Here is a 13,004-nt window from a genome sequence, read left to right as displayed (position 1 = left end):
AAGTGATGCAAGGAATCTCAGGAACCGACGACAACCATGCCGATCCGGTCACGGCAGTGTCGCATGTCCGGTCGTCAGCGGATGCACGAGACGGCGGCGGTCGCCGGGACCTGATCAACGCGAGCCGCCCGCCGATCCACACGCCGCGCCCTCACGCTGAATCTCAGGTCAGCTGTGTCACGCCGGGACTCCCGGCGAGGATCTCCCAGGTGGTGACCGTCTCGACGGGCGAGCCTTCGTCGAACTGGTCGGCGACGGCCCGGAAGGTCGCCAGCCACCGCTCGGGCGTGACCTCGCACACCGTGTAGCCGCGGCGTGTGTCGAACCACTTGATCTGCGGGTTGGCGGTCAACGCCGCGGACACCAGATCCTCGACGACCTGGCTGTCGTCGAAGAACGACGACGAGATGCTGCTCGCCATGATCTCGGCACCGACCACCGGCAGCGAGAGATCGAACGGGTCGGCGCGGAGGTCGGCCACCGCCGCCGAATGGAAGTCGCCCGTCACGACGACCAGGTTGTCGGCCGCGGCACCGACCGTCTCGAGTACGGCCTGCCGTTCGCCGGCGTAGCCGTCCCATGTGTCGACCACGACGACCGGTGGGTCGGAGCCGACGACGGCGTTGCCGCCGAACATGAACACCTGCTGGGCGAGCACGTCCCAGATCGCCTCCGATGAGGCCACTCCCTCGAACAGCCACTCGCGCTGGGCCGCGCCGAGCATCGTCTGGTCGGGCGACGCAGCCAGCTCCTCGTCGCGGAACTGCACGGCGTCGCCGAGCTGGGGAACCAACTCCTGACCCCGCTGCTGGTCGGCGCGGTACTGACGCGTGTCGAGCACGTGGAACCGCAGCAGGTCGCCGTGTGCGAACGAGCGGTAGATGTCGTAGTCGGACGAGGTCGGCGGGTCGAGGCGGACCGGCATGTGCTCGTACCACGCCTGGTAGCCGGCGGCGCGGCGGGCGAGGAACGCGTCGCGGTCGGCGTCCTCCTCGCTGCTGTCGTCGGCGTAGTCGTTGTCGACCTCGTGGTCGTCCCACGTGATGATCCACGGCACCAGCGCATGGGCAGCCTGCAGCAACGGATCGCTCTGGTACAGCGCGTACCGCTGCCGGTACTGGTCGAGCGTCTCGCACTCGAAGTCCTGGCCGGTCGTTCGTCCCCGCTCGTCGGCGTAACCGCCGCTGGCGTACTCGTAGATGTAGTCGCCGAGGAAGACGAAGGCGTCGAGGTCGCCCTGCTCGACGACGTCGCGGTAGGCGGCGTAGTACCCCTGCTCCCAGTTCTGGCAGGAGGAGAAGGCGAACCGGAACCGGTCGGGCGTCGTGCCGGGCGCGGCGAACGTCCGCGTGCGTGCCGGCGCGGTCTCGAACTCACCGACCCGGAACCGGTAGAAGTACTCGGTGTCGGCCTCGAGGCCGGTGACGTCGACGTGCACCGAGTGACCGAGCGCAGCCATGGCGGTCGCCGTTCCGCCCGCGACGATGTCGGTGAGATCGGCATCGGCGCCGACCGCCCACTCGACGTCGACGTCCTTGTCTCCGAGCGGCTCGACCGGCAGCAGCCGGGTCCAGAGGATGACCGAGTCGGCGAGCGGGTCGCCGGAGGCCACACCCAGCGTGAACGGGTCGGACGTGACGGCGGGGGCCTCGATCGTCGTGGTCGTCTCGGCCGCCGTGGTCGGTGGCACCGTCGTCGCCGGTGTGGTGGTCGCCGTCGTCTGCGTCGTCGAGGTCGGGGGACTCGTCGAGCTGGACGTGGTCGACGCCGCATCGTCGCCATCGTTCGTGCACGCAGCGAGCGCCGCTGCGACCGTGCCGGCCAGGAAGCCGCGGCGAGTGAGTCGGACCTGCCTGCCGTCGTCCACCGTCAACCTCCCGCGTGGTGCGTCATCGGCCCGATCGCCCGACCGGGCGTCGACGCCTCACCACGAGCGTACGGTCGACCCTGTGACCGGCCCAAGCCACGGACCGGACGCTGTGCCGCCGGACCCGATCGGCCCGGCGGTCGAGGACCTGGCGTCGATCACCGGAGTGCTCGGCCGGATCGGGAAGCACCCGCTCGAAGGTGTTGGTGGCGTCGACCGTGGCCCGCGTCAGCGCGCGGCTGCGGGCGCGTCGACGTGCTGGGCGCCGACGTCGCGCGGGAGCCCCGCCGGGTAGGCGAGCAGGAACATGGGCTTGGTCCTCTTGGCCGCCCCCGGTGCGTCGACGACGATCTTGACGGCCCACGTGACGGCCCACGAGAGCGGACCGTCGCGGTTCGTGCACGACAGCGGGAGCTCAGCGATCACGTCGCTGAGGTCGATCACGCCGTGCCATCGCAGGTCGTCGCCCCGACCGAGCGTCGTCGGCCGCTGGATCACGATCTCCTCGCGCACCTCGTCGTAGAGGCTGGCGCGCCGTCGCTTGGCGGACTCGACGACCACCAGCTCCGCCGTCACCTCGAGCCCCTCCGGCGGGTGACCGCCCGGCGGGTCGATCGCGACCGTGCAGCGCAGGCGGTGCTGATCGGCGTCGACCCGGTAGCGAACGCGGCCGAGCAGCGTGCGGCGGCGGGTCGGCCCGAACCGGGCGATCACCGCCAGGAGCGTCTGCTGCAGACGGCGCGGAGTTGCGTCGAGGTCGTCGTTGCCGAGGCACTCGATCTCGACCCCGTCCGGCACGAGGTCGAAGTCGGCTCGGGTGTAGTCGTCGCCGTCGGGGCTCACCGCCTCGACCCACCACCGCGAGCGGAGGAATGGGCCGGCCGCCGTCAGCGGCCACTGCGGCGCGGCGAGCTCGAACCGGCCAGCGTGCACATGGGTGGTGCCGATCTCGTGCACCCGCTCGTGGAACGAGTTCGTCGTCAGTACCGCAATCGTGACCTCGGCGCCGCCGCGCGGCGCGTCGTGCAGCGTGCCGGTGACTGTCGTCGCCGGGAGGATCCGGTCGCTGTCGAGCTCGATCCACATTGCTGGTCACTCGGTCTTCTTGGCCCGGCTGGGCTGCACCCTGGGCGCCTCGTTGGGCATCTTCGGGTAGACCGGCGGCCACGGCGCGTCGGGGATGCCGGCGGCGAGGTCCTCGGCGAACTGCTCGACGAGCGGGGCGATGTCCTGCGGCTCGTCGTTCATGTGCTCCCACGGGTCGCCGCGGTCGGCGAGCCGGTCGGGCACGGTGAGCATCGTCAGCTCGTCGGGCTGCACGTCCATCAGCTCGTCCCACTCGATCGGCGTGGACACCTGGGCGCCGACGCGAGCCCGCACGCCCCAGGCCCCGAACACGTTCTTGTGCGGCGCGTTCTGGTTGAAGTCGACGAAGACCTTGCCGTCGCGCAGCTCCTTCCACCACTGGTCGGTGAACAGGTGCGGGTGCTCGCGGGCGAGCTCCCGTGCGACGGTCACCGAGGCGGCGCGCACGGCGAAGCTGTCGTACCCGTCGGCCACCCGCGCGTAGACGTGCATGCCCTTGCTGCCGGTGGTCTTCACGTACGAGGTGATGCCGCGTTCGGCGAAGTAGAGGCGCGTCAGCATCGCTGCCTCGCGGATGGCGTCGAACGTCTGGCCGGGCGAGGGGTCGAGGTCGATACGCAGCTCGTCCGACCACTGCGGCTTGTCGGCGGTGTACTGCCACACGTGCAGGCCGAGCACCCCCATGTTGGCGGCCCACAGCACGTGCGCGAGGTCGTTGATGACCAGCGCTCGCGAGGGCGTGCCGTTGATCGTCATCACCGTCGTCGTGCTCAGCCAGCTGGGCGCCGACTCGGGGATCCGCTTCTGGTAGAAGGACTTCTCGCCGACGCCGTTGGGGTAGCGCTCGAGCAGCACCGGCCGATTGCGGATCCACCGCATGAGCGCCGGGCCGACGGCGAGGTAGTAGTTGGCGAGGTCGAGCTTGGTGAGGCCGAGCTTGGGGAAGAACACCTTGTTCGGGTTGGTGATGCTGACCGGCTGCCCCTCGGCGACCAGCTCCACCGGCTCCCCGTGCTCGGCACCGCGCGCGGCCATGCTGCGACGTTAGCCAGCCCGCCGTTCGTGCGATTCGTCAAGAATCCCTCAAGTACGTCGCCCCAGGTGCCGAAGCAGGACGTGATGAAGTTCGACGTTCGCGCTCGGATGGTGGCATGGCTCGTGCTGGTGCTCGTCCCGATCGCGATCGCGGGTTGGGTGGCGGTCGACCTCGCCGGCGATCGGATCGACGAGCGCGTCGCCGTCGACCTGGCCAACATCCGCCGGCTCGAAGCCGCTCGCGTCGGCGACGTACTCGACGGCTACGGCCGCGAGGCCGAGTCGTTGGCGTCCGGCCCCCACGTGATGGCGTTCACCGCCGGGGTGGTCGCCGCCCGCGCGGAGCCCGGCGAGCCTGCGGACGTGATCGGCGGCGTCGACGGGTTCGCGGTGATCGACGCGTTCGCCGAACGGCCGCTCGACGAGTTGGTCGTCGCGATGCAGCGCAAGGCCGGCTCGAGCGGCTCGGACGCGTTGGCGGTTCGGATCGTCGGTCCCGACGAGGAGATCCTGGGGACCACGTCCAACTTCGGCTGGCAGCCGTACGACGAGACCCTGATCGGGCGGGTGATCGAGTCGGGCCGGACGCAGTTCGGCAACGCCTTCCGGGCTGCGGACGGCGACGAGCGCGTCGGTGTGGCCACGCCGATCTTCGATGCCGCCGGCGACGTCGTCGGCGCCACGGTCATCGAGCTCCGGCTCGCGCCGATCACCGACCTGCTGCTCGAGCACGAGGAAGCAGGCGAGACGACCGAGGCGCACATCGCGCAGCCGGACCGCGACGGCAATGCCGAGTTCATCTCGCTCCTGCGGTTCGAGCGCGACTCGGCGTTCGAGAAGGTCGTCCCGAGGGAGAAGGGCCTGCCGATCAACCAGGCGCTCGAGTCGCCGGGCGGCCGGGTCGTCCGGGCCGGCGACTACCGCCAGGTCGAATCGATCCTCGCGATCGAGACGATCGAGCAGACCGGTTGGGGTCTGGTCGTGAAGATCGATGCCGACGAGGCCGACCAGCCGATCGAGCAGCTGCGCGAGCTGCTCCTCTTCACCGGCGTCGGGCTGGCCGCAGTCGTGATCCTCGGCTGGGCCTTGCTGCTGCGGCCGCTCGGCCACCGCCTGCAACGCACCGCTCGGGCAGCGCGCCGCGTCGCCGACGGCGAGTACGAGTCGCGGATCGACGATCACCGCTCCGACGAGATCGGCGAGATGGCGCGTGGCATCGATCGCCTCGCCGCCGATCTCGCCGAGGACATCGCGATCCGCAGCGCAGCCGAGCAGCAGCTCTGGCGGCAGGCCAGCCACGACGACCTCACCGGGCTGCTGAACCGCAAGCGTCTGGCCGAGATGCTCGACGAGTTCGACGCCGACGGTGGGACCGATCTCAGCATCCTCTTCGTCGACCTCGACGGCTTCAAGACCGTCAACGACACGTTCGGCCACCAGGTGGGTGACGACGTGCTGGTCGCCGTCGCGGGCCTGCTCCGCGACGCGGCCGGCGACGGGCTCGTGGCGCGATGGGGCGGCGACGAGTTCGTGGTCGCCCTGCGGGGCTCCCCCGCCGCCGACGCCGACGCAGTCGCGGTCCGCATCGAACAGCTCCTCGAAGACCCGATCGAGACCAGCGTCGGGCGGCACATCGTGCGAGCGAGCATCGGTCGATCGGACGCCCGCCCCGGCAGCCGGTCGCTCGACGTGCTCTACGAGGCCGATGCTGCGATGTTCCGTGAGAAGCAGGCCGGTCGTGGTATGCGGGTGGTCTCGTCGCGCACGCTCAGGGCGGTCGAGGTCGCGCTGGCCGAGGACCGGATCGAGGTCTGGTACCAGCCGATCGTGACGACGGCCGGCGGGGCCGACCCGATCGTGTGCGGAGCCGAGGCGCTGGTGCGGATGCGATCGCTCGACGGTTCGCTCGCGTCGCCGGCCGAGTACCTGCCGGCGATCCAGGACATGTACCTCGGCTCGATGCTCGACCGGCGGGTGATCGCGCTCTCGTTCGCGCATCTCGCCACATGGATCGCTGAGCGCTCGGTACCCGACGAGTTCAGGCTGTCCGTCAACCTGTCGGGCGCGTCTACGCGCGACGCCGGGCTGGTCGACTTCATGGTCGCCGAGGCCACCGACGTCGGCATCGATCTGCGCCGCATCGTCGTCGAGATCTCGGAGGAGACGCGATCGATCGACCCGGGCCTGATCCAGGAGTTGGGTGCCGTGGGCGTGTCGATCGCCGTCGACGACGTCGGCCTCACGCATTCGAACGTCGACCGGTTGGTCGACGTGAACGCCCAGATCGCCAAGATCGACCGCCGGTGGCTCCGCGACGCAGGTGCCTCGAACGGTGATCGGACCGTCACGGCGATGACCGCCATCGTCGGGCTCTGTCGCGACCTGGGGATGTTGGTCGTCGGCGAGGGCGTCGAGCTCGCCGCCCAGGTCGAGTTGCTCGGCGATGCGGGCGTCGAGCACTTCCAGGGCTTCTACTTCGCCGAGCCGGCGCCGCCGGGATCGTTCGCAGCCGACTGGCTGGGTCGAGGCACGTCGGCCGACGACGACCCGGCGCATGGCGCCTCGGTCCCCGTCGACACGGCCCAGGTCGCTGTCGTGCTCGACAAGTAGGCAGCTGACGCGCCGGCCCGATCCGACGTTGCGGTCAAGTATGCGCGTCTGCTTATATGTCGTGCGTGTCCGAGGACGAGCGATTCCGAGCCCTGGCGAACCCCACCCGGCGGCGGCTGCTGCGGATCGTCCGTGACGACGCTCGCACGGTCGGCGACCTCGCCTCGAGCGTCGGCGCGTCGCAGCCCGCCACGAGCCAGCATCTCGGCGTGCTGCGGGAGGCCGGGCTGGTGTCGGTCGAGCAGCGCGGTCGCTGCCGGCTGTACCGGGCCGATCATGCTGCCTTGCGAGAGGCGCAACGGTTCTTCGAGGACTACTGGTCGAAGAACCTCGACGTGCTGGCCGACGTCGCCGAGCGTCGTGCCGCGCGGCGGAGCGCAGCGTCGTGAACCTCGCCACCTGCGACCGAGTGATCGAGGCTCCCGTCGACGTCGTGTGGCCGCTGCTGAGCTCGGCCGAGGGCCTCAACCAGTGGATGTCGATCGAGGCCGAGGTCGATCTCCGGCCCGGTGGCGCCATCCGCTGGACGCACGACAGCGGCTGGGTGGTCGCCGGTGAGATCCGTGAGGTCACACCGATGCGGCGCCTGGTGTTCACCTTCGGATGGGAGCGGGGTGGCTTCCCGGTGCCGCGCGGCAGCAGCGTCGTCACGATCGAGCTCGACGCCCTCGACGCAGCGACGAGGGTACGAGTCCGCCACGAGGGTCTGACCGCCGAGATGGCCGCGCAGCACACCGAGGGCTGGACGATGTTCATCGAGCGTCTCGCCGCGCGGGCGTCGGCGGTGTCGACGTGACCTTCACCGGCTTCGACCCCGACGCGGTCGCGCTGCTCGACCAGCTCTCGACCTGGGACGCAGAGACCTACGGCGCACACAAGGCCCAGCTCGGTGCCGGCCTGACCAAGCCGGCGGCGGCCTTGATCGCCCAGGTCGCCGACCGTCTCGACGCCGAGCTGACCGTCGCTGCCCGCGGGTCGGTCTCGCCGCTCCACAACGACTTGCGGTTCGCGGGCCCGGGCGCGCCCCGCTACAAGGACTACGCGATGATGACCACCTGGGAGGGCGACGACAAGAAGACGTCGCCGATCCTGTGGATCCGCATCGACGCCCACCGGGCCGGGTTCGCCAGCGGCATCGGATTCACGCCCGAGGTGCGCGACCGGTGGCGCGAAGCGGTCGGCGGTGACGCCGGCGAAGCGCTCGCCGAGGCGATCGGTGCGCTCGTCGACCGACGCGGCGCCGAGGTCGCCGGCGACCAGGTCAAGAAGGTCCCGTCGCCCTGGAACGCCGACCACCCGCGGGCCGACCTGCTCCGCCGCACCGGTTTCCAGATCCGGTTCGTCGACGACCTGCCCGACTCGGTCGGAGCGCCCGAGTTCGCCGACTGGTGCGTCGACCACCTCGACGCCCTGCTCCCCGTCCACCGTTGGCTGGTCGCCAACGTCACGAGAGGTTGATCATGCCGCAGACCGACGAGAGCGTGTTCTGGGAGCTCATCGACGAGCTCCAGTTGGAGGACAGCCGCATCGAGGAGGGCACGATCATGGGTGGCCGGTGCGCACGAGTGTCGGGCGAGTTCCTCGGGCTGGTCGACTTCAAGGGTTCGGGCATGGTCGTGAAGCTGCCGAGAGCGCGCGTCGACGAGCTCATCGAGCAGGGCGTCGGCCAGCCGTTCGCACCTGCCGGCAAGGTCTTCAAGGAGTGGCTGTCGGTTCCCGAGCGGGATCGCCGCCGGTGGCGCTCGCTGCTCCGCGAAGGTGTCGAGTTCGTGGCGCCGAGGTGAACGGCCGGTGTCGTGCGACCGGCCCCTTGCCCCGATTCCTGGCCCTCAGTAGCGTCGAACTCCCACCCCATCTCTGAGAGGAACCGTCATGCCTCAGGTCACCAGCTATGTCCACGGGACGCCGTCGTGGGTCGACCTCGCCACGCCCGACCCGGCCGCGTCGCGGGAGTTCTACGGCGCGCTGTTCGGTTGGTCCTACGACGAGCAGTCCGCAGGCGAACGGGGCACGTACATCATGTGCTCCAAGGGTGATGACGCCGCGGCCGGGATGATGCAGCTGAGCGAGGAGATGTCCGAGGCGGGGATGCCGCCGTGCTGGTCGAGCTACGTCACCGTCGAGGACCTCGACGCGGCCCTTGTGAAGGTCGAGCCGGCCGGCGGCCAGGTGGCGCAGCCGGCGATGGACGCAATGGACGCCGGCCGGATGGCGGTGATCGTCGATCCCGCCGGCGCCGGGATCTGCATGTGGGAGGCGAGGGACCACATCGGCGCAGGGGTCGTCAACGAGCACGGCGCCCTGATCTGGAACGAGCTCATCACACCGGATCCGGCTGCCGTGGCGCCGTTCTACGAGGCGGTGTTCGGATGGACGGCGACCACGATGCCGATGCCGAATGGCGAGTACGTCGTCTACTCGACCGAGGGCAAGGGCCCCGAGGAGTCGATCGCCGGTGCGATGAAGCCGCCGATGGACGGCATGCCCGCCTTCTGGGGCGTCTACTTCGCCGTCGACGACTGCGATGCGACGGTGGCGCTCGCCAAGGAGCACGGTGCGGCGCTGCTCGCCGAGCCGATCTCGGTCCCCGGCGTCGGACGCTTCGCCGCGATGATGGACCCGCAGGGCGCTGCGGTCTCGGTGATGCAGCCCGAGTCCGGCGAGGGCTGACCCGCACGCCGACCGGCGACCCGGTCAGGTCGTGGCCGGGTCACTCGTCGCAGCGGCCTCCCTCGTCGCGCCGCGGCCGACGGTGCCGTAGAGCACGGCGCCGATCACGATGACGCCACCGATCACGGTCCGAGCCGACGGACGCTCCGAGAAGAAGATCCACGCCCAGGTGGTCGCGGCGACCGTCTCGACCGGCCCGAAGAGCGCCACCTCGGCAGCCGGTGCGAACCTCGTGGCGGTCGTGTAGGCGACCCGGCCGATCGGGTTGAACACGAGTCCCATCAGTCCGGCCGCGACGAAGACGCGCGCCGGGGCATCACCGATCGACGCGAGCGGTGCGGTGATCAGCGCCATGGTTGCGGAGCTCGCCGCCAATGCGAGCGGCCGGCTCAGCTCGGGGTGCCGGCGCCACACGACGACGCTCGTCGCGAACGAGATGATCGCCAGCAGTGCGAGGAGGTCGCCGTCGAGCGTCGGGGCACCGAACGATCCGCTGACGACGACCAGGATGCCGACGACCGTCACGCCGATCGCCACCGCGACGCGCCGGTCGGTCCGTTCGCGCAGCAGGAGCCACGCGAGGACGGCTGCGAAGATCGGCGTCGAGGCCACGATCACCACGACGTTCGCGACGCTCGTGTTGTTGACCGCCGCGGTGAAGCAGATCTGGCTGACGCTGGCCAGCGCGGCCACGGTGAGCAACGGGCGCGGCGCCCTCCGGAACGCCGAGACGGCTGACTCGGGCGCCGTGAACGCGTAGACGAGCGAGAGAACGACCGTCGACGCCACGCCGAACACGAACGCGATGGTCCACGAGTCGAAGTCGGCCTGGCGGATGAAGAACGAGTCGGTCGAGACCATCAACATCCCGAACGCAGCCAGCGCCCACCCGCGCCGTCGCCCCTCGACCATCGCCCCAGTATCGCCGCCGGCACCGCGCCCAGCCTGGTACGCCCGCCACCTGTGACGAGATGTGCCCGGCGCTCTCGTCACGGCTCGATGCGCCCAGTATCGCCATCGAGCCCGCAGCCGTCCCGATGCTGGTGCCGACAGGGAACTCTGTGCTCGAGCGGTCATCTCGCGGACCGACCGCGTCGCGCCAACGAGGTGGGTGAGCGTCGGAGCAGAGCGGAGATGCGAGCTCGGTCAGGCGGAGCTGGACATGTCGCGCCGGTCGACCGCGCTTCCCCCAGGCGGGGAGGCGAGGAGCGCAGCGCAGCGAGCCCGTCAGCTCCGGCCAGGCGAGGGCTACCAGCCCGAGCGCGTGCGAAGCCCGAACACTCAGTGCCCGGTGTGGAGCGCCTCGTTCAGCTCGCCCCAGCTCTTGGTGCGGGGGCGGGCGATGACCTTGCCGGTCTGGCCGTCGCGGATGAACAGCGTGCCGCTGATGCCGGAGATCTCGCGGGCCTTCACGACGCCGTCGGGGGTCGTGACGGGCGTCGACGCGGTGATGTACAGGCCGGCTTCGACCGCGCAGTCGTCGCCGAGGCTGATGCCGATGCCGGCGTTGGCGCCGAGCAGGCAGCGCTCACCGATCGAGATCACCTCCTTGCCGCCGCCCGACAACGTCCCCTGGATCGACGCTCCGCCACCGACGTCGCTGCCGTCGCCGACGACCACTCCGGCCGAGATGCGGCCCTCGACCATCGAGGTGCCCAGCGTGCCGGCGTTGAAGTTGCAGAACCCCTCGTGCATGACGACGGTGCCGTCGGCGAGGTGGGCCCCGAGCCGGACGCGGGAGGCGTCGGCGATGCGCACGCCGCTCGGCACGACGTAGTCGAGCATGCGCGGGAACTTGTCGACGCCGTGGACGTGCAGCACGTCCCCGGCCTGCTTGACGCGCAGTCGAACGTCGTCGAGCTCGTTCACTGCGATCGGCCCGAGGTTCGTCCACACCGCGTTGTTGAGCGCTCCGAACATGCCGTCGACGTTGATCGTCCGCGGCGCTGCCAGGCGGCCGGAGAGCAAGTGCAGGCGCAGGTAGCCGTCGGCTGGCGAGGCGGGTGGCTCGTCGACGTCGATCGTGATGCGGACCGGGCGCACCGTCACGTTGCGGACCTCGTCGCGCTGTTCACGCAACCCGAGCTGCTCGTCGAGGTCCGGGTACTTGGCGACCATGTCGTCGTCTCCGAACTCGCCCCAGTCGAACCAGCGGTACCAGCAGTCGAGCGTGGTGCCGTCGGCGGCTTCGGTGGCGAGCCCGGCTCCCCATGCCATCCGTGTCATCAGTGCGGCTCCTGTTCTGGGCGGAGGGTGGGGAAGAGGATCACTTCCTTGATGCTGTCGACGCCGGCGAGCAGCATCGCCACACGGTCCATGCCGATGCCGAGCCCACCGGTCGGCGGCATGCCGTACTCGAGCGCCCGCAGGTAGTCCTCGTCGACGGTGCCACGCTCGGAATCGCCGGCCTCCTTGGCCGCCTGCTCGTCCTCGAACCGTTGGCGCTGCTCGACCGGGTCGTTGAGCTCGCTGTAGCCGTTGCCGATCTCACGGGAGTCGATGAACAGCTCGAAGCGCTCGGTGAGCCAGGGATCGTCGCGGTCGGCGCGTGCGAGCGGCGAGATCTCGGTCGGGTGACCGGTCACGAACGTCGGCCGGACGATGTCGTGCTCGCAGCGCTTCTCGAACAGCGCCTCGACGAGCTTGCCGCCGCCCCAGTGCTCCTCCCAGGGCACCTCCTGCTCGTCGGCCAGCCTGCGGAGGTCCTCGACCGGCTGCGACGGGTGCACCTCGCGGCCCAGTGTCTCGCACACGTGGTCGACCATGGCCATGCGGGGCCAGGGGTCGGCCAGGTCGACCGTCTCGCCGCGGATCTCGACGACGGTCGTGCCGATCGCATCGCGTGCGCCCTGCACGATCAGACGCTCGGTGATGTCCATCATCTCGTTCCAGTCGGCGAACGCCTGGTAGAGCTCCATCATCGTGAACTCGGGGTTGTGGCGGGTCGAGATCCCCTCGTTCCGGAAGATCCGGCCGATCTCGTAGACGCGTTCGAGTCCGCCGACGATCAGCCGCTTGAGGTGCAGCTCGAGTGCGATCCGCAGGTGGAGCTCGAGGTCGAGGGTGTGGTGGTGCGTGACGAACGGGCGCGCATGGGCACCGCCCGGCTCGTGGTGCAGCACTGGCGTCTCGACCTCGATGAAGCCCTCGGCGTGCAGGGTGCGCCGGAAGCTCGAGATCACCTCGTGGCGGACCTCGAACACGCGCCGCGCCTCGTCGTTCATCATGAGGTCGGCGTAGCGCTGCCGGAACCGGGTGTCGACATCGGTGAGGCCGTGCCACTTGTCGGGCAACGGTCGGATCGCCTTGGCGAGCAGCTCGACCGTCGATGCCTTGACCGACAGCTCGCCCTTGCGTGTGGTCATGACCGTGCCCTGCACACCGACCCAGTCGCCGAGGTCGAGCGCCTTGACGTCCTCGAACGCGTCGTCGCCGATGACCGCCTTCGAGATGAACAGCTGCAGATCGCCCGAACGATCGCGAACGGTCGCGAAGACGAGCTTGCCCGAGTCTCGCTTCAACATCACCCGGCCGGCGATGGCGACCTCGTGCTCGGTCTCGGTCCCGGCCTCGAGCTCGCCCCACTTGCCGCGGACCTCCCCGAGCGTGTGCGACCGGTCGAACCGGTACGGGTACGGCTCGTCACCGCGCTCGCGCAGTTCGGCGATGCGGTGGAGCCGCCTGGCCTTCTCCGCGACCAGGCCACTGCCGGTGTGCTGGTCGTCAGGGGTGTCGG

Annotated in this window: 12 protein-coding genes; 6 read left to right on the top strand and 6 right to left on the bottom strand. The window is 70.1% G+C overall.

Features of this window, described 5'->3' with window-relative positions:
* Positions 1-163 precede the first annotated feature (163 nt).
* The 3 genes from QNJ12_RS04880 to ligD all read right to left on the bottom strand — a co-directional run bounded on the left by QNJ12_RS04880 (position 164) and on the right by ligD (position 3,988).
* A complete protein-coding gene (locus tag QNJ12_RS04880; protein WP_300619605.1) occupies positions 164-1,867 on the bottom strand; it encodes an alkaline phosphatase D family protein in 1,704 nt (567 codons plus the stop codon).
* Positions 1,868-2,095: 228 nt separating this feature from the next.
* Positions 2,096-2,953 carry a hypothetical protein gene (locus tag QNJ12_RS04875; RefSeq protein WP_300619603.1) on the bottom strand — a complete coding sequence of 286 codons (858 nt, stop codon included), beginning with the start codon at positions 2,951-2,953 and terminating at the stop codon, positions 2,096-2,098.
* A 6-nt stretch (positions 2,954-2,959) separates the two neighbouring features.
* Positions 2,960-3,988, bottom strand: coding sequence for a non-homologous end-joining DNA ligase (gene ligD / locus QNJ12_RS04870; RefSeq protein ID WP_300619599.1), 1,029 nt, complete (start codon positions 3,986-3,988; stop codon positions 2,960-2,962).
* An 84-nt stretch (positions 3,989-4,072) separates the two neighbouring features.
* Between ligD and QNJ12_RS04865 the strand changes: the two genes are divergently transcribed.
* From QNJ12_RS04865 to QNJ12_RS04840, 6 genes are all read left to right on the top strand, one after another.
* Positions 4,073-6,598: an EAL domain-containing protein gene (locus QNJ12_RS04865; RefSeq protein ID WP_300619596.1), complete on the top strand. Its 2,526-nt coding sequence runs from the start codon at positions 4,073-4,075 to the stop codon at positions 6,596-6,598.
* Between the two features lie 65 nt (positions 6,599-6,663).
* Positions 6,664-6,987 carry a helix-turn-helix transcriptional regulator gene (locus QNJ12_RS04860; RefSeq protein ID WP_300619593.1) on the top strand — a complete coding sequence of 108 codons (324 nt, stop codon included), beginning with the start codon at positions 6,664-6,666 and terminating at the stop codon, positions 6,985-6,987.
* Entirely contained in the window at positions 6,984-7,394 is a 411-nt protein-coding gene (locus tag QNJ12_RS04855) for an SRPBCC domain-containing protein (RefSeq protein ID WP_300619590.1), read from the top strand. The genes QNJ12_RS04860 and QNJ12_RS04855 overlap by 4 nt, the downstream gene beginning before the upstream one ends.
* Entirely contained in the window at positions 7,391-8,056 is a 666-nt protein-coding gene (locus QNJ12_RS04850; RefSeq protein WP_300619587.1) for a DUF2461 family protein, read from the top strand. The genes QNJ12_RS04855 and QNJ12_RS04850 overlap by 4 nt, the downstream gene beginning before the upstream one ends.
* Positions 8,057-8,058: 2 nt before the next feature.
* Positions 8,059-8,382, top strand: coding sequence for a hypothetical protein (locus QNJ12_RS04845; protein WP_300619584.1), 324 nt, complete (start codon positions 8,059-8,061; stop codon positions 8,380-8,382).
* Between the two features lie 88 nt (positions 8,383-8,470).
* Complete coding sequence (locus QNJ12_RS04840) at positions 8,471-9,268, top strand: VOC family protein (RefSeq protein ID WP_300619581.1); 798 nt, start codon at positions 8,471-8,473, stop codon at positions 9,266-9,268.
* Between the two features lie 24 nt (positions 9,269-9,292).
* On the opposite strand, the gene QNJ12_RS04835 is transcribed toward QNJ12_RS04840, so the two are convergent.
* The 3 genes from QNJ12_RS04835 to lysS form a co-directional block, all read right to left on the bottom strand.
* Entirely contained in the window at positions 9,293-10,180 is an 888-nt protein-coding gene (locus QNJ12_RS04835) for a DMT family transporter (RefSeq protein WP_300619578.1), read from the bottom strand.
* Between the two features lie 369 nt (positions 10,181-10,549).
* A complete protein-coding gene (gene dapD, locus QNJ12_RS04830) occupies positions 10,550-11,494 on the bottom strand; it encodes a 2,3,4,5-tetrahydropyridine-2,6-dicarboxylate N-succinyltransferase (protein ID WP_300619575.1) in 945 nt (314 codons plus the stop codon).
* On the bottom strand, positions 11,494-12,969 hold the full coding sequence (gene lysS, locus QNJ12_RS04825) for a lysine--tRNA ligase (protein ID WP_367281751.1): 1,476 nt from the start codon (positions 12,967-12,969) through the stop codon (positions 11,494-11,496). Before lysS ends, dapD begins: the two co-directional genes overlap by 1 nt.
* Positions 12,970-13,004: the final 35 nt, after the last annotated feature.

Origin of the sequence: Ilumatobacter sp. (assembly GCF_030065885.1) — a bacterium.
Lineage (GTDB): Bacteria > Actinomycetota > Acidimicrobiia > Acidimicrobiales > Ilumatobacteraceae > Ilumatobacter.
Note: the sequence above shows the minus strand (reverse complement) of the source record. Positions and strands in the feature narration are given on the sequence as shown.